The organism is Corallincola platygyrae, assembly GCF_039544265.1.
In the GTDB taxonomy this organism is placed as follows: domain Bacteria; phylum Pseudomonadota; class Gammaproteobacteria; order Enterobacterales; family Neiellaceae; genus Corallincola; species Corallincola platygyrae.
Map to the genome: position 1 here is coordinate 246733 of NZ_BAABLI010000004.1, position 21510 is coordinate 268242.

Genomic DNA, 21510 nt, shown 5'->3' on the forward strand with positions numbered 1-21510 from the left:
GATTGAGACCATAAAGAGAACAATATGAGCTTGCCGTTAAAGGTATTGCATGCAGCGCTCAACCGTCTGGAAGAGCAAGAGACTGCGTTACTTGCCTGGGGAGATACAGGTGGTTTTTTCACCCGGGAAGAAGTGCTTCAGGAGATAACTCAGGCCTGTCCGGATCACGCTCCGGATAGCGTGTTTATGGGCCTGCTTAAGCACGCCATGCTGAATGAAGCCCCAAATCCCATGGGGTTGCTAGTCTACCGAACCCGCATGGGCGAGGCGGTGCATCTGTACCGCAATCTACGCCAGTGGTTTCATGGCAAGCCGCTGGAAGAGGCTCGCACGCTGGTCTCGGACTTTCGTTTTGTGCGGCGACCGCGCAGCTACCCCAAGCGCGAATTGGTGCCCGCTGAGCTGCTGGCTACCTGGAAGTCCGAGTTGCCATTAAGTGAGCAAGAGCAGCAATTGATGCAAGAGTTGCTTTCGCCGCTGGACAAGTTTCGTTTAGCTGGCTTTCAGGCGCGCGCGACAGAGCGGATAGTCAAGGCGTGGCATTATCATAATCAGTCCCCGAGAACATCTTCTGGCACCATTGTTTGTGCCGGAACCGGCAGTGGTAAAACACTGTCATTCTACCTGCCGGCAATGGCCTCTCTTGCTGCGGATATCTGTCAGGATCCGACACCACGCGTGCGCATTTTGGCTATTTATCCACGTAAAGAACTGCTCAAAGATCAGTTCATGGAAACATGGAGCCAATGCCGCAAGCTGGATAACTACCTGCTTACGACCGCAGGACGCAAATTGCGAATCGGCTCATTATTTGGTGATACACCAAATAATGTGAGTCAGGCTAAGCAAGCGCTGGATAAACAAGGTGGCGCTGCTCTGACGTTTGATCTGTTGCGCTGTGTAAACGAGCAGTGCGCCGGCAAAATGCAATGGCCACTCAGCAGCATGGAGCAGCAATCAGAGGTGTTGGCCTGCTCCGTGTGCGGCCACAAGGTGGAAAACGATGAAGTCTGTCTAACCCGCCAACAGTTGAGTGACACCGCCCCAGATATTCTGTTTACCACCACAGAAATGCTAAACCAACAACTTGGCAATAACTTCCGGAACAAGTTATTTGGCGTCGGTGCGAGTCAGAAAGGCCCGACGCTTGTGTTGCTTGACGAGGTGCATACCTATGGCGGTAATACCGGTGCTCAGACGGCCTATCTGCTGCGCCGTTGGATGCAAAGAGCGTATTGCCGACCGCATTTTGTTGGCTTATCCGCGACACTGGCTGATGCTGAGGCGTTTTTTGCCGAATTGGTCGGTGCCAATCAGCAAAATGTCGCCTTAGTTGAACCCCAAGACAATGAAATGCTTGATGAAGGGGCGGAATACTTGCTGGCTTTGCGGGGCGACCCGGTGTCGCAAACGGCCTTGTTGTCGACTTCAATACAGGCCAGCATGCTGACCCGCCGGATCTTAGACACTCCATCTCAACGTTCAAAAGGAACGTGGGGCACCAAGAGTTTTGTATTTACGGATGACTTGGATGTTAACAACCGTTTGTACCACCAACTTAGTGATGCGGAAGGTTGGAAAACCAGCTATCGCGGTGCCACGTTGGACAGAGCGCCACTTGCGTCGTTGCGTGGCTCCGAAAATCAGTCTGAAGTTGATCCCCAATTAAAAATTGAGTTGGGGCAAGACTGGCGCGTTGCAGAAAGTATTGGCCATTCCCTCACCGCGGATGGTCGAGCCAGAGTCGCGCGAACCTCGAGTCAGGATGCTGGGGTGGATAGCGAAGCGGATATCGTGGTGGCAACGGCCTCACTTGAAGTTGGCTTTAATGATCCAACGGTAGGGGCGGTTATTCAGCACAAAGCGCCCCGTGATGTTGCGTCGTATCTGCAGCGTAAAGGGCGAGCTGGGCGTTCCCGCACTATGCGTCCTTGGATGCTGGTGGTGTTGTCAGAGTTTGGCCGCGATCGTGTGGCGTTTCAGCGTTATGAGGAACTGATTTCTCCACAAGTTAAGCGCCAAGGACTGCCTCTGCATAACAGCCATATTCAGAAGATGCAGGCCGCGATGGCGACGCTTGACTGGTTAAGTCAGCGAATGGGCCGCGGGGCAATTTGGACCCTGCTCAACTATCCGCAGAATGAGAACAAAGAGAATGAACGCAAAGCGTTGTTGAGCGATGTTGAGAAGGTTCTGCAACCGGGTCTGACAAAAAATGCCTTAGAAACCTATTTGCAGCATGCGCTGCATCTTGATGAGGACGCGCTGCAACGGGTGCTATGGAGTCCGCCGCGATCTATCATGCTTGAATTCCTGCCGACATTGCGCCGTTACCTCACTACAGATTGGGCTGAGTACGCGGCACCATGGCAGGCGCTTTCTCGCACACGCTCGCCAATGCCCGAGTTTATTCCGGATGCGCTATTTAGTGAACTGAACTTACCCAGTCTGGGGGTCCGCCTGCTTAGGGGGCGAAACAATTTTGATAAGTGGGAGAGCCTGACTTTTCATCAGGGATTGCGGGAGTTTGCGCCCGGAAGGATCTCCAAGCGTTACGCTACTGGCAGTAACTATGAGGCAGACTGGCTAGTCCCCGAGGACTTTAAGCCGATTGCAAACCAGGTGACTGAGGTTGATTTTGAGGTGTCAGAAGCCTTTGGACAGCGACTGACCGAAGATGGCAACGTAGTCACCCAAGATGGCCAATCTATTTCGGTGCTAAAGCCGAGCGAGGTCTACACCCGGCCGCTTGAATTTACCTTCAACCTGACTGAAAAGAGTAACGCCCAGCTGAAATGGCAGGTTGCCTTCAATGACCTCGAGCAAGCGACGCCCCATAGCCCACCTGCGGGCGCTTGGAAGAGATCGCTTCGAGATATCACCTTTTTTACGCATCAACATATGACACCGCTGGAAGTGGTTCGCTATAGCACCGGATCATTGGCGTCGTTAAGGTTCAAAAATGGCCAGCAGGCCCATGCTGACTTTCATTGGCGCCATCATGGCCAAACCGTAGGGGTTGGCAATCGGCAATGGGTGGATGGCACACGCCTTAGAATCAGTATCGCGTTAGCACAGTTCAGGCGGATACTGTCAAAACCAGAAGTGCTGCGTGGGCTGCGGCCGGTGTATTTCCAAAGTCGTGTCAGCGAGTTGACGCGTTTTGAGCATGATCCGTTTAAAGCCAATTGGGCTGTAGAGTGTTTCCTGGCCGCATTGGCTTCCGAGTTGCTGAGCGGAACCCATGACAATATAAAAGCGGCCATTGCGTTTCTAGCGTCAGAGGATGGTTGTGCAAAGTTACAACGGATTCCAGGCTCACTCTTTCAGTCCGAGCAGGCGGAGGATGCCGGTCGCCAACAACAGTTGCAGGCCGACTTGCAACACCTCCTTTCTGAGCCTGAGGTTCAGCAGGAATTACTTCTCTGTGCTGAGGCCCTGTGGCAAGCACCAGAGCAGTTAGTCGGCTTTGAGGCATGGGCGCAAAAGGTGCTTGCAAATACCTTAGCAGCTGCAACCCAGCAAGCACTGTGCACCCTTCTGCCGGATGTTGACGAGCACTCGGTGGTGGCGGATGCACTTTGGAGCGCGCCGTCGAGTGATGCTCCGTCTGAACAGCATATAACGTTTGAGATCTGGCTGACTGAGTGTGAGCCTGGTGGTAGCGGTGTGATCAGTCGTTTAAGTGATGCTTATCATGCTGATCCCACGCAGGTTCTGAATATCTTGGCGCGTTCACTGAAGCCGGGTGATTATGAGCAGATTGATTTCGATCTCTTCAGTTTGTTGGAACAACTTGCTGAAGAGCAGGCATTGCAGGATGCAGTTGCCGATGTCCGCTACGCAATCGATCATGCCAGCCGCAAAGCGGCGAATAAGCAACTGCATAAACAGTTGGTTGAAGCTGGGTTTGCGGTGACTCACAGTTTCTTGACCGTACTGTATTCCCGTCTGCTACGGGCGGGAAGTAGTGAAACTACTGACGTCGAGTTGCTAAAACTCTTAGTCGACTGGCGCCAACTAGAACAACAGACCGGTCTGGAGTGGAACCTAAATATTGCGGCACATGCTATCGCCGGTAAGGAGAGCGCAGGCGATGTTCATGAGCATTTCCAAATGCTGTGCCGATACCAAGGCATGCTCTGGCCGCGCGGTTACACCATTCGTCAATCTGAGCTCAACTATTACAACCCTTTCATAACAGGTCATGCGCTGACGGAGCGGATGTTAGGGGCACAGTTGTTTAGTGAGCAAACCACTTCGGTTGAAGCCCAAGAGCCTGATTGGCTGGCGAAAGTGCATGCGCAACTGCGCCAAGCCGGGCGTGTTGACCTGATTGTGTCTCGTACGATGTTGAGCCAGATCACCGAGATCGTCACCCTGTTGCAGGTAGATCCGCTGGATCACCTTGGATTGTTCCTGTACCCAAGAATTGGTTCGGCCAGCCGTTTTCAGGGCAACTTGGTCTTACGCGTCGAGTTGGCAGAAGCACTTCAGTGACGGAAAGGTTTTTTCATGACTAAACAACGACAAATATTTTTGCATGGCCCCTTGGGACAACGACATCTGCGTGAAGTGCTGGGCAGTCAGTTGGTCGCTTTGATGTTGCGACCTGAACCCATATGGTTGGTGTCACCATGGATCAGTGACTTTAGTTTGCTGGATAACCGTGCTGGCCTTTGGGACGCGGTCGAACCTGATTGGGGGAGCCGTGAAATAAGCTTCCTTGAGATGCTAGCCTGTATCACCAACGCGGGTTGTGAGTTGAACCTGGTAACACGAGATGAACCAATGAATCGTAAGTTTATCTCGCAACTGAAGCACCGCTTGGCACCTGACGCGGTTTTGCGGCATAGCTTCGACGAGCAAGTGCATACCAAAGGGTTATTATCGGCGCGGTTTTTTCTAAAGGGATCGATGAACTTCACCTTCAGTGGTACAAACCGCAATGATGAACACCTGTTTCTTATTACGGATCCCGACATTATCAGCGAAGCCAGGATCGAGTTTAACGGACAGTACGCTTTCGGGCAGGAAGAGACGGTAGATTGATATGAAAAGCTGTCCTGATTGGATAACGCAATTTTACAACTGTGACGACAAAATCAACCTGCAATCGGTGCTAAGTGGGTTTTGTCAAGCTGATGACCAAGCTGTACTAGAACCCTTGCTTTTAGACGCATTTGAAGGGCAATGGCCTTGCATTCTGCCATCGAGCAAAGAGCGGCTATGGTTTTACGCACTGGCTCAGGACGAGCGAACACTGCTTGAACTTAAACGTGTGCTGGCTGCGTTTCTTGGCTCTGCAGACACCTATCCGGACCTACCCGTCATCACTAGGCCTACGGATCCGGCTGAGCAGATCTTGTTGGCACAGGCGCCAAGTGGGGTGATCAAGTTTTGCCTTTTGGAGCCGCGAGAAGAATATGCTAAGGCGCAACAACGCGTGGTTAGCTCCTTAGTGCTTATGCTTCAGTTGTTCAAAAGGCGACCGGAGTTGACGTCAACTGCTCGGCGACCGGTGGGACGGATCCTCCGCGACTTCTTTACTGCCTGTCATGCTAAAGATGGTGGGGTGGCGAAGGCACTGCTGGATGAGTTGCGAACTAACGGTAGCTTGTCGCAACGCAATCTGCTGTTCCTCGAGTTACAAGTATTGGCGGCGAGCCAAAAATGGTCTGAGATCCTGTACCACCATAAACTGCCAGATCTGATGGCAGGAAGAGTACCGCAGCGTCTGTACCGACTGTTACTGAGAGCCTTGGGTCACCTAATTCTCGATCAGATCCAGTCTGACGGTTTTTCTCCAGAGACCCTGCCGGATGCGCGTTTTCATTGCCAAGGATTGTGTCCGTTATTTCTATGCACCCCACCGCTAGAAAATCATGCGAGCTTTGCGGCTGATTGGAAGCTATGGGCAATGGGTTCAGCGGCATTAGGCTTCACTCCATGGGATCGTCTGCCAGATTTTGTCGAGGCGAGTTGGCAACGTTTGGCACAGGCATGGGCGGGTTGTGAACTTAGTGACAGTAAGTCGCTATCTGATACTCGAACTGCGGTCGTAGTCAGTGACGACACGTTGGTCCCGGCAACACTGCCGGTATTGGCTTTGAGCTTGGATAATGCGAAGCAATTATTGCAACGTACCTTAATGGCTGAGGCGCAAGAGCAAGCAGAGATCGTTGAAACTTTGCGTGGTATGCCTGGCGAGACGGAAAGTGCCTTGGCTGCGGAGCCACATTTAGTAGCTCTGTGGCAATCGCTAAAGGACCAGTATGATAGCAGCAGCTATGGTTGGTGTGATTGGTTAGCTGAACTTACCGCTGAGTCGCCCAATTTGGCACAACTGCGCCAAAAGGTATTGACCTTCAGCAGTCAATGGGCAGTAAAGAGTTTCAGTGACAGTGCGCTTCTAAATCTGCTGGAGAGTACACCATCGGACGATATCAGCAGTGTGCTTCGTGACTCGCTACCTTTGTTGATCGATTGGTTGGAACAGGCAAACGTCTACTGTCAGGGAGAGGTATGGAGTGCTTGGCTGGAACTCATGGCCCTCGACACTATTGTTTCAGATCAGGATGTGAGACTCGCTGGTTTGCTACTGGATAAGTTGCTGGCAGATAGCTTTGCTACTGAAACCTACATCTCTGCAATTCAATGCTTCGAAGCGATCTTCGAAAAAAGTTCTTCCGTGCGTGCTTATGGTTATTCGCTGGATATCATTGACCAACTCTTAGATACTTCTTGCCCCGATCATGTGCTGATAGAAAAACTTTGGCGACAAATCCTAATTACGGCCCTCAAAAGCTGGTCGAGACTTGAACCGGCCCAGCAGGCTCTTTCTCGCCTTCTTGCAGTCGAAATTCAAGGGCAAGAGGCTCTCGAACAATTTCCTCAGGAGGACAACGACTCAGCCTCAGACACACTGTTACCCGATCTGTTCGGTAAACGTCTAGTAATCTATTCGTTGACTGAAGGTGCGGCTCGGAGAGCGGCACAGGCAATTGGAGGGATGTTCTCCCAATTAACTATCGATCTGAATCATGACCATGTGGCCACCGCTTCGCTACAGAATTTAGCAGGGAAGGCTGATTACTTCATTTTTGCCTGGGGAAGCTCGAAACACCAAGCATTCAACGCCGTCACAAAGATCCGACGTGACTTGATCTACCCTCAGGGCAAGGGCTCATCGAGCATTGTAAATGCTTTTCTAGAAGCAATTAGCTAAGCGCTGGGGTTAATAATCATCATGCTTCATCTGGTTTCTTTTGACGTGATGGTCTTTGGGACACTTCTCTTGCCAGCTACTTGGTTAGTTCAAACTTATTGCGGTAAACATCCCGAAGAGAATCGGTGAGCAGGAAGGTGTCCCCCGGTAGGCTTTGAAGTGAGTTCCACTTACGCACGATAGGTTAGCCCTCGCTATCTATGCCAAGCTTCCAAACTCTCGCTTCCGGGGGCAAGCACTCTTAACCACTTTAAGTTCATGTTTGAAATACTTGATGGTGGTGACCAATTGCTCGCGGATCACTTAATCCCTGTTATTAAATACACAGCTCTAGCAAGGTATCCATCAGACTCATCGTTGCAATGGCGCCCATAACGTGGAACAAACGAGAGTATTTCAGAGCCTTTGGTGTTAGACATCTCTTTGACTGTTTTCCAGACGTTTCCCAGCGTCCAGACAATAAGTTCCTCTTCTCCTTCACTGGTGTCGGGAGCGTGAAATAGGCTTACGTACTTATCTAGAGGACATCTTCGCTTTAACTTCTTTGGACAGATTCCAGGATTTAGAAAATTCTTCCTCAGGGAACTGTTTCACCAAGTAAGTGAGTGTCTCTTCACAAAGGTGCGTTTCACGTACATTTTCATAATGGCGTTGCCACTCAGCATCTTCACTATTGGGTTGTAGTGAACCACTAGCGATCTTTGAGAAAAAGTCTCGGTAGCTGGCTTCAGTTGCATACTCGCAGACCGACAGAATTCGCTCTAAAAAGCCCTCTGTTTCATCAATTTCGAATTTCATTTCAACCACCTACTCGCTAGTCGTCTTCTGATATATTTTTGAGACAAGACTAGCATGGGAGGCTAGATGAACACACTACGAAAGCTATACATTGTGGTATTGAATCGGATTTTGATTTTGGCTTATACAGAGGACGCGCTGTTTCTCTGATTCCGATTTATAGTATTCGTCATTCAGTTTTACTCATTTTAAGATAGTAACTGTAAGAGGCTCTGATCATGTTATGTATCTCGATAAAATTGAATGCGATTTAGCTAGTTGCTGAGGCATCGAGCCACATGTTCATTTTCGAAGATACACTCGCCTTCCAACCCGCTTTCTGGCGCATCGTTGACGAAGCCCCTTTTTATGATCTGAAGGGGCCAACCCTAGCGCTGGAATCCGGTCGCGTTTTATATGCATGTAATTATGATCTGAGCAATATCCCGCCTGATTGCCAGCAACTATTGTCTCAAAAGGGGATACAAGTTAGTCCCGCAGAGGTTGATTTGTACATGTCCCTATACGGAGAAGTATGGGTGCCGATGGAAATCGTTCACGACATCTTAGCGAGGCTTCGATTCGGCGGAATAGAAGCTGATACAGAACATCGACCTCAGGCAGCCATTGGAAAGCTCGTCAGCGAAGCACCTGCATGGGCAAGGCTTGCCGGCTCGAACGAGCAGGTTATCGTTGTAAAATCGGCATCGGACGGTCAATGGCTTGTTGCCAGAGCGGATTTTCCTGAGCACCGATTTCAGAGATTGTTTTGTGTTTCCAAGAGTATTGTTCTCTATGACCATTCCATGGAATAGCAAAAAGTTTGCGTTCTCAGTGGCGCTGGCAATTAGACTAAGGAAGTTTGTCGCAAACCCCAAAGAAGCAACATATCCCTAAAAAAGCCTAAATTTTCCGGTATTCATAAGTTGCTTTTGGTCTTTTAGGCAACAACAGCGACTCCTGTATCCTGTTAGTCGTCATGTGACCAGTTGACATCATTCAGGTTATCCAACCACGTGTTCAGATCGCTGGAACGCCAGGCTACTCGGCGACCGGGCAGTTGTACTGGTGCTGGAAAATTACCTGCTTTTATCCAGCGGCGGAGAGTGGATCTGCTGATCGACATTAGTTTACGCACTTCGGCCTCGGTAAGCAGGAAGTTTGACGAGAGCAAAGCCTGAGAGTTGATGTCTTCAGCTCGTTCGTTTTTGGTAGGCATAGTGTGTCCCTTTTGCGAATATCGCTATGCCTTGCCGTTTATTTACTGCTATTCACTAATTTCTTTTGGTGTTATCTCATTTAGATTGCATCGCTTCTTCCATGATTGAAACGATACTTAGATTCCCAATACTGCAGGAGTCAATGTGATCGCTCCACCATTGCAGCATTTCTCTGCGTTGCTCCAGGTAAAGCGCCCGGTTGTAGGCTCGCCTGGATGAGTTTTGCTCATGATGGGCAAGTTGCATCTCTATCCAATCACTCTGAAATCGGTCTTGTTCGTTTAATGTGGTAGAAGCAAGTGAACGCAAACCATGAGACACCAGTTTGCCTTGGTAACCCATCCTCTTCAGTGCCATATTCGCTGCCTGCTTGTGAATATGTGAACGAGGGTTTCTGTCTCCCGGAAAAATGAATTCACGGTGCCCGCTTATAGGATGCATGGCTTCCAGTAGCTGCAGTGCTTGGGTACTCAGCGGAACGATATGCTCACGTTTCATCTTCATCTCTTCGGCAGGTATCACCCAGATTTTGTTTTTCAAATCTATGTGTTGCCACCTGGCACATGCCGCCTCTCCGGGACGGGTCATAGTATGCAGTTGCCACTCGATAACTGCTCGTGTGGTGAGTTTTATCTGTGCGCGAGCTAATCTTCGCATGAGTGTAGGTAGCTGCTTGGGCGTTATCGATGGAAACTGGGTTTCAACTGGCGCGCTAAACGCCGAGTGCAATTCCCTAAGTGGATGATCTGAAACGTAACCGCGATTGATGGCGTATAACATGATGGAGCCAATACGCTGACAAATCCGGCGTAGTGTTTCCAATGTTCCGCGCCGTTCAAGGGAGTCCAGCGCATTGATGACGTCCTGACGATTCATTTGGTGGATGGGTGTTTGACCAAAGAAGGGGAATGCGTTGCGCTCTAGTGAGCGCATAACGTCATCCGCATAGTCAGGGCTCCAGTTGCGCGACTCTTTTTCATGCCATTGTCGTGCAACCCGCTCGAACGTAAGGCGACTTTTTTCCTCGTCTCCTTGTTGTTGGCGCTTCAGATAGATTTTGGGATCTTCACCGTCAGCAATGATCTGACGTATTGCATGTGACTTCTCTCGTGCCTTATTAAGAGATATATCAGGATACTTCCCGAGGGTGAGCTGGTTTCGCTTCTTATTGGTAGGCGATGTGTATTCAAAAAGCCAAATCTTTGAGCCGCTCGGTTGCTTGCTCTTGTTTCCTTTAGCCGCTCGAATTTTTAGCTTAAGCCCGCGACCGTCATAAAGGGAATAGTCCTTGGCTAGGAATTTTGCATTGGCGACCTGCTTGTCTGTTAATGGTCTAATTATTTTTGGCATCTTACCAACCCCCTTGAGGCGTTAACCGGTAAGTACCTGTGTTGTTGTAATTGCTAAAAGCAAAAAAATCGTAACTTGCTGTATTCGATGATGTTATCGCGTTTTTGCAGCACACGAATTTCGATATCTGCTCGTGTGCTGCAACCTGTGCTGCAAAAAACGTGGAATATATTGCTACTTTGTGGAACCTTCTGACACAAAAAAACGCCACAACCAATTGATTTAAAAGTGGTTGTGGCGTCTTGTGGTTCGTAATGAACCTAGTGTGTGGTGGAGCCGGGGGGATTTGAACCCCCGTCCGAAAATATTACGCCGTCGGTACTACATGCTTAGCCAGCTCATTTGTTAACCTGAGAGACGCCGAGTGGCAGGCTTCTTACAGGCGTGCCTGATTAGTTTTAACGCTTTGCCCCCAGGCCGGGACTCCACGCGATCCTGTGTGGGGTGACCTTCCGAATCCAAAGTCCACAGGAGAACTAAGGGGGAAGGGCGCTATGCAGGTTATTAAGCTGCTAGTGCGTAGTTTTCGTCGTTTGCGACTATTTTTTTGCGGCTTTTTACGTGGCCAACCGCCCCACGGCATGCACCTAAGGTTTCACAATTCCCGTCGAATCCTGAATCGGCCCCAGATGTTAGCGGCAAGTCTATCATCGGTTAGTGGTGCGAGTCATCAGGCTTCAAGAAAAATTGACCTGAGACTAGGTAGAAAATGGGCTTTCGTTTAGAATATGAGCGAAATCTTAGGGGCAATTTAGCGCGTTTTTTGCCCAGCTTTTAAAGTTTCTTTTCTCTTCAATTAGTTAGCTTAACGCGTCGTGTCAATACAGGGAGTAGGTAGTGGCGTTGCATTCGGGCGGTGATCTTTCTTTCCGCATTTTTATCAAGACCCTTCTGGTCTCTGCTGCCTTGGCGTTTGTGATCTGGTCAACTTACGTTTGGGAGTTGTCCAGCGCAAGCTATCAGAACAAACTTACTGCTGCTCGTAATCTGGTGGCCTCATCAGAAGTGGCTGACATACCCCAATCAGACAATATTGTGCTGGCATTCGATACGGCATCTGGCCGGGTATCTGCTCAAGACTATCTGCGACTGCAAAGTGCCGATGGATGGAAGGAGTGGGTTAGTCTGGCGGCAGAGCAGCTCGACTTTATTCCGTTTGATGGCATTTATTGGGCAAAGGAAACTGTTTTCTACTCGTTGCTGGATAGCCCTGCCGGCGGCGCATTTACCGCCAGTGTCGATTCTTTGTTAAGCGAAGCACTGCCTAAAAGTCATGTGGTGGCGTCTCACTTGCTGGCCATGGTGGTGGTCCTGCCGTTTCTGATCACCTTTGCCATGTATCGCCAGCGCAGCAAGTTAAGCCGTCAGGCACGGAGATTAGCTTCTTTGGCCGCGAAACAGGCCGGATTGAGCAGTCACTATAGGCTGAATAACGACAACGCAGCTGTAATCGAGGAATCGATTCAGCGCCTATCAAAGAAGCTTAATGAACAAAAAGAAGCGGTAAGTGCGGCTCATTTTGCAGATAAGCTTACCGGTCTGGCTAACCGTCAGCAGTTCCAATTGGCATTGGAGAAAGCGATAGAAGAGGCGGAAGAGGGCAAACAAAAGCTGGCATTGCTGTTTGTCGACCTCGATGGTTTTAAACAGGTTAACGATACTTTTGGCCATAGTGTGGGTGATGGGTTATTGGTCGAAGTCGCTAAGCGGTTAAATGCGGCTACCCGTCATTCGGATGTGATTGCCCTTACCGCGGGGGGGCCAACAACGGTTAAGAAAACCTTGGCCCGTTTGGGTGGCGATGAGTTCACATTGATTCTCAGCAATATCAACGCGGCGGAAGAGGCGGAGCATGTTTCAGAGCGTATTATCGAGTTGCTAGAGAAGGAGTTTCGTTTTGGTGAACAACGGGTAAACATCAGTGCCAGCATTGGTATAGCTGTGTATCCTCAGGATGGTCAGTCGCCAGAGAACCTGCTGCAGATGGCTGATGTAGCCATGTATAAAGCTAAGAGTGACGGTAAGGGCACGTACCGGGTTTATCTGCCAGAGATGGGGAAAGAGGTTCGACGCCAGCACTATCTGTCCAATGAAATACGCCGTGCGGTGAATGACGGTGAGTTTTCCCTCGATTTCCAGCCTGTCATTGATATCAACAGTGATGAAGTGGCTTATTTCGAAGCCTTGCTCAGGTGGCACCACCCCATGGATGGTTCCATCTCTCCTGCCGAATTTATCCCGATTGCTGAAGAAACCCGTCAGATCCTGCCGTTAGGCGACTTCGTATTGCGCGAAGCAATGCGACAGATGGAGAGTTGGAATCGGGTTGGTTTGCGTAAGGCTAGGGTCTCTATCAACGTATCTAATGTGCAGCTCAAACAACTGCCACTGAAAGATTGGGTTGAAAAGGCACTGAAAGAGACCAAGCTGCCGCCACGCTGCCTGATGCTGGAGATCACTGAATCATATCTGATGGAAGCCAGTGATGAGATTATCCAGCAGATTGAAGGCTTACGTGAGCTGGGTGTGAAGATCGCTATTGATGACTTTGGTACAGGGTATTCATCACTGAGTTCGCTGGCATCTCTGCCGATCGATGTACTTAAAATCGATCGCAGCTTTGTTAACCAAGCGGCCACATGTAAGAAGTACCGGCGGATCCTTGCGTCAATTATGGTGTTAGCAAAACAGCTGGAGCTGGTGGTTGTTGCTGAGGGTGTAGAAACGCCGGAAGAGCTGGCGCTGCTGAAAAAGTTGAACTGCCAATATATCCAGGGGTATTTGCTTAGCCGCCCGCAAACAGCGCAGAAGTTGAATAAACAGTTAGTGGATAAAGCGCTGGGGCAACTGGCTGCGGCAGGTTCAGGCGTCATGCTTTAGCAAGACGCCTTTTGAGATTAGCGTGCGTGTTTCATCACTCGCTCTTTCTGGCGGGACCAATCTTTATCTTTAATGTCAGCGCGTTTGTCGTGCTGCTTCTTACCTTTACCCACACCGATTTCAAGCTTAACCCAGGCTTTTTTCCAATAAAGCGTCAGTGGAAGCAGGGTGTAGCCTTCGCGATTAACTCGGCCATACAGGCGGTCAAGCTCTCTGCGATTCAGCAGCAGCTTGCGCGAACGGGTTGGGTCCGCAACAACGTGGGTTGAAGCCGCATGAAGAGGTGTAAACGTAGCGCCAAATAGAAAAGCTTCGCCATCTTTCAAAAAGATGTACGCTTCTGCGATGTTCGCTTTGCCTTCTCTGAGGCTTTTCACTTCCCATCCCTGCAGAGAAACGCCGGCTTCGATCTTATCTTCAATGAAGTAATCGTGACGGGCGCGTTTGTTCTGCGCGATGGTATTGCTGGATTGTTTTGGTTTTTTCTTTGCCATAGGGTCGCCATTATACGAATTCCTTTGCCGCTGTATATGACACGACGCGTGAATAACACCCTATCCGCAAATTTGGTATTATCGGCAGGTTGTTAGAGAAGAGTTTATTTATGCCGCAAATCCAACGTTCCGCTCTGGTTAGCTACAGTGCCAGTCAGATGTATTTACTTGTGAATGATGTAGAAGCTTACGCTCATTTTCTACCTGGGTGCGGTGGTGCCAAGGTGCATCAGGCGACTGATAAAGAAATGCTGGCTTCGGTACAGATAGTGAAAGCGGGTATCAATAAGTGGTTTACCACACGCAACCAACTGAGTGATGGCCAACGTATTGAGATGCAGCTGGTTGAGGGGCCGTTTCGGAGTTTGATAGGAAACTGGCATTTTACTGAACTGGACGAAGCGGCGTGCAAAATCAGTTTATCGCTGGAATTTGAATTTTCTGGCAAGCTGGTAGAACTGGCATTTGGCAAAGTGTTCAATCAGGTGGCATCAAATATGGTTGATGCATTTGTTGCCCGTGCCAAGGAGGTATACGGTGTCTGACTCCATCTCTATCGAAGTTGCTTATGCCTTGCCAGACCGACAGTCTCTAGTCGAGGTTGATGTACCTGCCAACGCAACGGTTGAGCAGGGCATTGTTGCATCGGGGATTATTGCCAGCTATCCCGAGATTGATCTGGCTAAGAACAAGGTCGGGATCTGGAATAAAGCGGCCAAGCTGAATGACGTGTTGAGTCAGGGCGACCGCATTGAGATCTACCGCCCTTTAATTGCTGACCCCAAAGAAGTACGTAAGCAGCGAGCGGAGCGCGCTAAGAAAGAGGGGCGTGCGGATAAAACCACTGGCGGCAGACCGCATCCGAATCGCAGACAAAAAAAAGAGGCGGAATAATTTCCGCCTCTCTCTTTAAAATCTATACTCAGCTAGCTACCTATCGGGGTTGAAAACTCAGGGCTTAGCTCGTAATCACCTTCCACCGATGCCAATTTCTCCTGGTCATCAAATTTGGCAATCAGGCGTTTGTTGTATTCTGCGCCTTTACCTGTTTTCAGGCGGTAGACGTAGTACCAGGTTGTATCCCGAAATGAATTTTTCACCATGGGCGTGCCCAGAACGAACTTGACCTGCTCTTTGGTCATGCCGACGCGAAGCTTTTCCACCTGCTGTTCGTCAATGTAGTTGCCCTGGGGGATATCAACCTTATAAACCAAGTCGCTAAACCAGGCACAGCCCGACAACGGAAGCAAAACCAGGGCTATGAACAGGTGTTTCAATCGCATGAACTTCTATCTCTCTAATCTGACTGCACGGCATAATAACCAAGCTGCAGGCTTAGGGAAAGAGCGCAGCCGTTAAGCTGTGAGCAATAACTCCTGTGCATTGGCACGGGTTCGGTCCGTAATGACGTCTCCACCGAGCATACGGGCTAGCTCGTCAATGCGCTGCTCTTTGCCCAACCAGTGGATGTTAGTATCGGTAGAAGTATCGTCACTGTGTTTCGCTACATTAAGCTGTTGGTGACCACAGGCGGCAACCTGTGGCAAGTGAGTCACACACATCACCTGACAGGTTTCGCCTAATTTGCGCAGTAGTTTACCGACAATGGCTGCGGTTTGGCCGCTGATACCCACATCGACTTCGTCAAAAATCAGTGTTGGGGTAGAGAGCTTGTTAGAGGTGAGTACCTGCAGTGCCAGACTGATACGGGAAAGCTCACCGCCTGAGGCAACTTTGCCGAGGGGCTGAACAGGCTGCCCTGGGTTGGTTGTTACCATAAACTGCACATCATCAAGGCCATAAGCAGACGCTTTTTCCTCTTCGAGTGGTACACAAAGGATCTTAAATTCGCCTTTGGGCATGTTCAGTTCACGGATCGCGTCTGTCACTTTCGCCGATAGCGTTTTTGCTGACTTCTCTCTGAGCTTACTCAGTGCCAGAGTTTCATCTTTGTATGCTTGCCATGCCTGTTGGTGAGACTGCTCCATGGCGGCTAGCTGATCATCTGTGCCAGCAAGATTTGCTAGCTCTTCTGCTAACTGCTGATGGTGCTCGTGGAGTTGCTGCGGTGTGACTTGGTGCTTGCGCGCCAGTTGCAACGCGGTCGACAGGCGTTGGTCCAGGTGCTGCAGCTGCGACGGGTCCAGCTCGATGCTTTCGCTGTAGTGGTTGAGTTCATTGCTTGCCTCCGTTAGTTGGATTTCTGCTTCGGTCAACATATCGAAAATGGGTTTGAGCTTTTGATCGGCTTCGGTCAGATCGCCAATGGTAGAAATAGCTTGCCTGACTAGCTGGCAGGCGTTGACTTGCTCGTCCTGACTTAACAGGTGAGACGCTGCCATGGCGCCATCAAGCAGGCTCTGGCCATTAAAAAGTCGTTTGTGCTCCTGCTCAACCTGCTCGTATTCGCCCTCAGCCAATGCAAATTGGTCCAACTCTTCTACCTGGTACTGAAGCAATTGGCGACGCGCCTCTCTCTGTTCCTGAGTCTGCTTTAACAGAGCGATCTCTTTACCCAACTGTTTCCATTGCTTGAATGCATTTGATACCGCAGTGAGTTTTGCCTGGTGGTTACCGAATCTGTCCAGCAGTTTTCGTTGGTGGTCGGCTTTAAGAAGTGTTTGATGTGCATGTTGACCGTGAATGCTTACCAGCAGGGGGGCAAGCTGTTTCAGCTGTTGCAGGGGTACTGGCTGACCGTTGATATAGCTGCGGGAGCGTCCTTCGGCGCTGATTACGCGGCGGATAATGCATTCATCTTCGTCACTGTCGAGGTCGTGGGCCGCTAACCATTTGTACACTTCTTTATGTTGGTTAAGAGTGAAGCGCGCAGAGATCTCACTTTTGCTGGCGCCTGGGCGAACCAGCGAGGCGTCTGCACGATCGCCAAGACACAATCCCAACGCATCAATCGCAATAGATTTACCTGCACCGGTTTCACCCGTGATGGTGGTCATGCCGGGGCTGAGTTCTATATCTGTCTGGCTGACAATAGCGAAGTTGTGAATGGTTAGTTGCTGTAGCATGGTCGCGCCTCAAAAATATGTATGCACATACAGTATATGTGTATGTATACAGTATTTTGAGCGAGGCGCAACTTTTTTGTACGGAATTTGACCCTTTATTGGCTAAAAAAGACGCCGACTCCAGCCCAGCTTAGAGCGCAGCACTTCGTAATAGTTGTAGCAGCGAGGGTGCAGCAATGTCAGGGGCGATGGGTGCTTTCTCAGTTTGATTTCATCTCCCGGCATCACTGACAGTGTCACATGGCCATCACAACTCACCTGAAGATTGTCTTCGTTGCCGTCAGAAACGCGCAGGGTGATGGTATGGTCGCCATCGACCACGATGGGCCTTGCTGACAGCGTATGCGGAAACATCGGGGTCAATACCAATGCATCCAGTGAAGGCATCATGATCGGGCCGCCGCCGGAGAGCGAGTAAGCGGTTGAACCTGTGGGTGTAGAGATGATCAGGCCATCTGAGCGCTGTTGAAAAACAAAGTCATCATCAATCAGTACTTCAAAATCGATCATATGGGCGATTTTGCCTGGGTGAAGTACCGCTTCGTTCACTGCTGTATTGCTGCTCTTTAATCGGCCATGACGATAGACTTCGGCTTCTAATAAGAAACGTTTCTCTAACTGATATTCACCGGCCAGGATTTCTGTGAGTGGTGCTTCAAATTCGTCTGGGCTTAAATCTGTCAAAAAACCCAGGTTGCCGCGGTTCACACCAACCACACCAACATCGAACCGGGACAGCACACGTGCCGCGCCCAGCATATTGCCGTCACCGCCCACAACAATGGCCAGATCAGCGCGCTCGCCAATCTGCACCAAATCAACCGGAGATACCCCTTCAAGTGCCAGCTCGCTGGCAACACGCTCTTCGACGAGCACGTCCAATCCCTTCTGGGTGAGGTATTGGTAAAGTTGAAGCAGTGTCTGGTTAGCACCCTCGTGGTGAGGTTTGCCAATTAATCCAATCGTTTGAAACGTCTTTTTCATTGGAAAATCTTCTGATGAAGTCTGCCTCAGTATACTGTCGGCGGCATTGGCGGCAAGTATTGCCTTGAAACAGTAAGATCAATCCCCATAATAGTCACCAGCTTAGGCCTCTGGGCTTTATTGGAGAATATATGAGTGACAAGAACACCCCGCCTGAAGCTGAGGTGGTAGAACAGGTTGCTGAAGAGCAAACAGTAGAAAGCACTGAAGGTGCACCAGTAGAAACTGCAGAGGAGCGCATCGCAGCGCTGGAGGCGGAGCTTGCCGCAGCCAATGCCAAGGTCGATGATCAAAAAGACTCTGTTTTGCGTGCAATGGCGGAAGCTGATAACGCCCGTCGTCGTGCCGCACAAGAGACCGACAAGGCTCGTAAGTTTGCGCTGGAAAAATTTGCCGGCGATCTGCTGGAGGTTATCGATAATCTGGAGCGCGCCCTACAGGCGGCTGATCGCGAGAACGAAGAGCTCAAGCCTTTGATTGAGGGTATCGAGCTGACGCAGAAAGGATTTGCTGGCGTGGTAGAAAAACACGGCATGCAGGTAATTGATCCACTGGGTGAGCCTCTGGATCCAAATAAGCATCAGGCTATGGGCATGCAGCCGAGTGCTGAGTATGCACCTAACCATGTGATGATGGTGATGCAGAAAGGCTATGAGTTGAATGGTCGTTTGTTGCGTCCTGCCATGGTAATGGTTGCCCAAGCACCTCAAGGTGTAGATACGCAGGTGTAAATAGCACGCGAGTGTTGTCTGATACATTGATTTATAAAAGCCGCCTAGTGCGGCTTTTTTATGTTCAGGACGAACGGTATGTCGCGAGCGCATGGACGCGCAGGAGCGACGATGTTCAGGATCAACGGTCGAAAACTGCTCCATGCGTTTTCGACATTTCCGCCATCCATGGCGGTCGTATGTCGCGAGCGCATGGTACCCAAAACACTGCGTAGGGCATGCTAACGCGCAGGAGCGACGATGTTCAGAACGAACAGTCGAAAACTACCTGTGCGTTTTTATAATTCTCCAGTCGATGGTCGCGATATGCTGTGTGTCAGAGGAGACGGTGTCTAATCGTCATCATCGGTTATATCTGGTGTAACTGCATCGGCTACATCGACCGCGCCACCAACCACTGTTGTCGTTACCCCCACTGCTGTACCCACTACAGCGGCAGCAACGCAGCCTGAGAGCTGAGACAACATTAGAATTACCAATACCAACCTAACGGCTTTGTACTGCATTGTATTTTCCCCATCCGAAATTGCGGTCAGCATAGAGGTTTCTGATTTTGTTGTCTCTACGAGGATTGTTTTGCCTTTTGAGAAGCCAGCTCTCTGGTTTTAAAGCTTAGCGATTGAAGACCGTAAGCCTGAAGACGGCGTTCTTGGGCATTCGTTACCAGTAATGGCAGTGAATGTTGCAGTTGAAATATCCCGGTTCGAAATATTTTGAAAAAAAATTTCACCCTGCGCTTGAAAAGGGTTTTTGCGACCCCACCTTTGTTAGCAATGAAAAGTACCGGTTTTGTTGGAGAACGTACAAATGGGTAAAATTATCGGTATCGACTTGGGCACAACTAACTCTTGTGTATCAGTCTTGGACGGCGAAGCACCTCGCGTTATTGAAAACGCTGAAGGCGATCGCACAACACCTTCTGTTATCGCATATACCGGTGACGAAATTCTGGTTGGTCAGCCTGCAAAGCGTCAGTCTGTCACTAACCCTCAGAACACGCTGTTTGCTATCAAGCGTTTGATCGGTCGTCGTTTTGAAGATGACGAAGTACAGCGCGATGTAAGCATCATGCCTTACAAGATCGTTAAAGCAGACAACGGTGACGCATGGGTTGAAGCGCATGGTGAGAAAATGGCTGCGCCTCAGGTTTCTGCTGAAATCCTGAAGAAGATGAAGAAAACTGCTGAAGACTACTTAGGTGAAGCAGTGACTGAAGCCGTTATCACAGTACCAGCCTACTTCAACGACTCACAGCGTCAGGCAACCAAAGATGCCGGCCGTATCGCGGGTCTGGAAGTTAAGCGTATCATTAACGAGCCGACTGCGGCGGCGTTGGCATACGGTATGGACAAGAAGCAGGGTGATAACATCATCGCTGTTTACGACCTGGGTGGTGGTACTTTCGATATCTCAATCATCGAGATTGACGAAGTAGAAGGCGAGCACACGTTTGAAGTACTGGCGACCAATGGTGATACACACCTGGGTGGTGAAGACTTCGATAACCGTCTGATCAACTACCTGGTTGAAGAGTTCAAGAAAGAGCAAGGTTTCGATCTGCGTCAGGATCCTCTGGCTATGCAGCGCCTGAAAGAATCTGCAGAGAAAGCCAAGATTGAGCTGTCTTCTGCTCAGCAGACGGAAGTTAACCTGCCGTACATTACTGCTGATGCCACTGGTCCTAAGCACCTGAACATCAAAGTAACACGCGCTAAGCTTGAGTCTCTGGTTGAAGACATGATCCAGCGTACACTTGAGCCGCTGAAGATTGCTCTGAAAGATTCAGATCTGTCTGTTGGCGATGTGAACGATGTGATTCTGGTTGGTGGTCAAACACGTATGCCTGCGGTACAGAAGGCTGTGACTGACTTCTTCGGTAAAGAGCCACGTAAAGACGTGAACCCTGATGAAGCGGTTGCTGTAGGTGCGGCTATCCAGGGGGGTGTACTGGGCGGTGATGTGAAAGACATCCTGCTGTTGGACGTAACGCCTCTGTCTCTGGGGATTGAAACCATGGGCGGCGTGATGACTCCTCTGATTGAGAAGAACACCACGGTTCCAACTAAGAAGTCACAGACTTTCTCTACGGCTGAAGACAACCAGTCTGCGGTTACCGTACACGTGCTGCAGGGTGAGCGTAAGCAGGCGAGCCTGAACAAGTCTCTGGGTCAGTTCAACCTGGAAGGTATCCGCCCAGCGATGCGCGGCACACCTCAGATTGAAGTTTCTTTCGACGTTGATGCGGACGGTATCCTGCACGTATCTGCGAAAGATAAAGACACAGGCAAAGAGCAGAAGATCACCATTAAGGCATCTTCAGGTCTGTCGGACGACGAAGTCGAACGTATGGTTCAGGATGCAGAAGCTAACGCTGAAGCAGACAAGAAGTTCGAAGAGCTGGTAGGCGCACGTAACCAAGCGGATGCTTTGGTTCACGCGACTCGCAAGCAGATTGAAGAGCTGGGCGAAGAGCTGCCAGCAGATGAGAAGACTAAGATTGAAGCGGCATTGACCGAGCTGGAAGCAGCGATTAAGGGCGATGACAAAGAAGCAATCGAAGCCAAGTCTCAGGCGCTGATGGAAGCTTCCAGCAAATTGATGGAGCTGGCTCAGGCCAAAGCACAAGCTGAAGCGCAGAGTGCTGAAGGCGGTGCTGAAAGCTCAGCAGCGAAAGACGACGATGTTGTTGACGCTGAGTTTGAAGAAGTAAAAGACGACGACAAGAAGTAAATCGCCCTTACAATAAGGTCATTACTTTGAGTAAACACGGGCGCTGGGAGACCAACGCCCGTGTTTGTCTGTCGAAAGCCAGAAATTAAA

At 50.0% G+C, this 21510-nt stretch carries 17 protein-coding genes and 1 other RNA gene; 9 read left to right on the forward strand and 9 right to left on the reverse strand.

The window, feature by feature from the left end:
• Positions 1-24 precede the first annotated feature (24 nt).
• Genes dpdJ through dpdD form a run of 3 tightly spaced genes read left to right on the forward strand, consistent with a single transcriptional unit; the run spans position 25 to position 7228 of the window.
• On the forward strand, positions 25-4500 hold the full coding sequence (gene dpdJ, locus ABEA14_RS01750; protein WP_345338088.1) for a protein DpdJ: 4476 nt from the start codon (positions 25-27) through the stop codon (positions 4498-4500).
• Between the two features lie 15 nt (positions 4501-4515).
• The gene (gene dpdK, locus ABEA14_RS01755) at positions 4516-5052 is read left to right on the forward strand and encodes a phospholipase D-like domain-containing protein DpdK (RefSeq protein WP_345338089.1); all 537 of its coding nucleotides are present in this window, start codon (positions 4516-4518) and stop codon (positions 5050-5052) included.
• 1 nt (position 5053) lies between these two features.
• Entirely contained in the window at positions 5054-7228 is a 2175-nt protein-coding gene (gene dpdD, locus ABEA14_RS01760) for a protein DpdD (RefSeq protein ID WP_345338090.1), read from the forward strand.
• A 513-nt stretch (positions 7229-7741) separates the two neighbouring features.
• On the opposite strand, the gene ABEA14_RS01765 is transcribed toward dpdD, so the two are convergent.
• Positions 7742-8026: a hypothetical protein gene (locus tag ABEA14_RS01765; protein ID WP_345338091.1), complete on the reverse strand. Its 285-nt coding sequence runs from the start codon at positions 8024-8026 to the stop codon at positions 7742-7744.
• 278 nt (positions 8027-8304) lie between these two features.
• Between ABEA14_RS01765 and ABEA14_RS01770 the strand changes: the two genes are divergently transcribed.
• Entirely contained in the window at positions 8305-8820 is a 516-nt protein-coding gene (locus tag ABEA14_RS01770; RefSeq protein WP_345338092.1) for a hypothetical protein, read from the forward strand.
• 155 nt (positions 8821-8975) lie between these two features.
• Here ABEA14_RS01770 and ABEA14_RS01775 read toward each other — a convergent pair whose 3' ends face one another.
• From ABEA14_RS01775 to ssrA, 3 genes are all read right to left on the reverse strand, one after another.
• Positions 8976-9224 carry a helix-turn-helix transcriptional regulator gene (locus tag ABEA14_RS01775; RefSeq protein ID WP_345338093.1) on the reverse strand — a complete coding sequence of 83 codons (249 nt, stop codon included), beginning with the start codon at positions 9222-9224 and terminating at the stop codon, positions 8976-8978.
• 76 nt (positions 9225-9300) lie between these two features.
• Complete coding sequence (locus tag ABEA14_RS01780; RefSeq protein ID WP_345338094.1) at positions 9301-10575, reverse strand: tyrosine-type recombinase/integrase; 1275 nt, start codon at positions 10573-10575, stop codon at positions 9301-9303.
• 268 nt (positions 10576-10843) lie between these two features.
• Positions 10844-11202, reverse strand: a transfer-messenger RNA (tmRNA) gene (gene ssrA, locus ABEA14_RS01785).
• A gap of 210 nt (positions 11203-11412) precedes the next feature.
• On the opposite strand from ssrA, the gene ABEA14_RS01790 reads away from it, so the two are divergent.
• Positions 11413-13455 carry a putative bifunctional diguanylate cyclase/phosphodiesterase gene (locus tag ABEA14_RS01790; RefSeq protein ID WP_345338095.1) on the forward strand — a complete coding sequence of 681 codons (2043 nt, stop codon included), beginning with the start codon at positions 11413-11415 and terminating at the stop codon, positions 13453-13455.
• A 17-nt stretch (positions 13456-13472) separates the two neighbouring features.
• Here ABEA14_RS01790 and smpB read toward each other — a convergent pair whose 3' ends face one another.
• Positions 13473-13949: an SsrA-binding protein SmpB gene (gene smpB / locus ABEA14_RS01795; RefSeq protein WP_345338096.1), complete on the reverse strand. Its 477-nt coding sequence runs from the start codon at positions 13947-13949 to the stop codon at positions 13473-13475.
• Positions 13950-14059: 110 nt separating this feature from the next.
• Here smpB and ABEA14_RS01800 point away from each other — a divergent pair, with 110 nt between their 5' ends.
• Positions 14060-14494 carry an SRPBCC family protein gene (locus ABEA14_RS01800; protein WP_345338097.1) on the forward strand — a complete coding sequence of 145 codons (435 nt, stop codon included), beginning with the start codon at positions 14060-14062 and terminating at the stop codon, positions 14492-14494.
• A complete protein-coding gene (locus tag ABEA14_RS01805; RefSeq protein WP_345338098.1) occupies positions 14487-14843 on the forward strand; it encodes an RnfH family protein in 357 nt (118 codons plus the stop codon). The genes ABEA14_RS01800 and ABEA14_RS01805 overlap by 8 nt, the downstream gene beginning before the upstream one ends.
• Before the next feature lie 32 nt (positions 14844-14875).
• Here the strand turns inward: ABEA14_RS01805 and bamE are convergent, their stop codons facing one another.
• The 3 genes from bamE to nadK all read right to left on the reverse strand — a co-directional run bounded on the left by bamE (position 14876) and on the right by nadK (position 17959).
• On the reverse strand, positions 14876-15232 hold the full coding sequence (gene bamE, locus ABEA14_RS01810; protein ID WP_345338099.1) for an outer membrane protein assembly factor BamE: 357 nt from the start codon (positions 15230-15232) through the stop codon (positions 14876-14878).
• A gap of 72 nt (positions 15233-15304) precedes the next feature.
• Positions 15305-16975: a DNA repair protein RecN gene (gene recN / locus ABEA14_RS01815; RefSeq protein ID WP_345338100.1), complete on the reverse strand. Its 1671-nt coding sequence runs from the start codon at positions 16973-16975 to the stop codon at positions 15305-15307.
• A gap of 102 nt (positions 16976-17077) precedes the next feature.
• The gene (gene nadK, locus ABEA14_RS01820) at positions 17078-17959 is read right to left on the reverse strand and encodes an NAD(+) kinase (protein ID WP_345338101.1); all 882 of its coding nucleotides are present in this window, start codon (positions 17957-17959) and stop codon (positions 17078-17080) included.
• 131 nt (positions 17960-18090) lie between these two features.
• On the opposite strand from nadK, the gene grpE reads away from it, so the two are divergent.
• Positions 18091-18690: a nucleotide exchange factor GrpE gene (gene grpE / locus ABEA14_RS01825; RefSeq protein WP_345338102.1), complete on the forward strand. Its 600-nt coding sequence runs from the start codon at positions 18091-18093 to the stop codon at positions 18688-18690.
• Positions 18691-19022: 332 nt separating this feature from the next.
• On the opposite strand, the gene ABEA14_RS01830 is transcribed toward grpE, so the two are convergent.
• Entirely contained in the window at positions 19023-19196 is a 174-nt protein-coding gene (locus tag ABEA14_RS01830) for an NF038104 family lipoprotein (protein WP_345338103.1), read from the reverse strand.
• A 301-nt stretch (positions 19197-19497) separates the two neighbouring features.
• Here ABEA14_RS01830 and dnaK point away from each other — a divergent pair, with 301 nt between their 5' ends.
• Complete coding sequence (dnaK, locus tag ABEA14_RS01835) at positions 19498-21420, forward strand: molecular chaperone DnaK (RefSeq protein ID WP_345338104.1); 1923 nt, start codon at positions 19498-19500, stop codon at positions 21418-21420.
• Positions 21421-21510: the final 90 nt, after the last annotated feature.

Coding starts and splice junctions, on each gene's coding strand:
- dpdJ (WP_345338088.1), top strand. CDS start 25: ATGAGCTTGCCGTTAAAGGTATTGCATGCAGCGCTCAACCGTCTGGAA.
- dpdK (WP_345338089.1), top strand. CDS start 4,516: ATGACTAAACAACGACAAATATTTTTGCATGGCCCCTTGGGACAACGA.
- dpdD (WP_345338090.1), top strand. CDS start 5,054: ATGAAAAGCTGTCCTGATTGGATAACGCAATTTTACAACTGTGACGAC.
- ABEA14_RS01765 (WP_345338091.1), bottom strand. CDS start 8,026: ATGAAATTCGAAATTGATGAAACAGAGGGCTTTTTAGAGCGAATTCTG.
- ABEA14_RS01770 (WP_345338092.1), top strand. CDS start 8,305: ATGTTCATTTTCGAAGATACACTCGCCTTCCAACCCGCTTTCTGGCGC.
- ABEA14_RS01775 (WP_345338093.1), bottom strand. CDS start 9,224: ATGCCTACCAAAAACGAACGAGCTGAAGACATCAACTCTCAGGCTTTG.
- ABEA14_RS01780 (WP_345338094.1), bottom strand. CDS start 10,575: ATGCCAAAAATAATTAGACCATTAACAGACAAGCAGGTCGCCAATGCA.
- smpB (WP_345338096.1), bottom strand. CDS start 13,949: ATGGCAAAGAAAAAACCAAAACAATCCAGCAATACCATCGCGCAGAAC.
- ABEA14_RS01800 (WP_345338097.1), top strand. CDS start 14,060: ATGCCGCAAATCCAACGTTCCGCTCTGGTTAGCTACAGTGCCAGTCAG.
- bamE (WP_345338099.1), bottom strand. CDS start 15,232: ATGCGATTGAAACACCTGTTCATAGCCCTGGTTTTGCTTCCGTTGTCG.
- recN (WP_345338100.1), bottom strand. CDS start 16,975: ATGCTACAGCAACTAACCATTCACAACTTCGCTATTGTCAGCCAGACA.
- nadK (WP_345338101.1), bottom strand. CDS start 17,959: ATGAAAAAGACGTTTCAAACGATTGGATTAATTGGCAAACCTCACCAC.
- grpE (WP_345338102.1), top strand. CDS start 18,091: ATGAGTGACAAGAACACCCCGCCTGAAGCTGAGGTGGTAGAACAGGTT.
- ABEA14_RS01830 (WP_345338103.1), bottom strand. CDS start 19,196: ATGCAGTACAAAGCCGTTAGGTTGGTATTGGTAATTCTAATGTTGTCT.
- dnaK (WP_345338104.1), top strand. CDS start 19,498: ATGGGTAAAATTATCGGTATCGACTTGGGCACAACTAACTCTTGTGTA.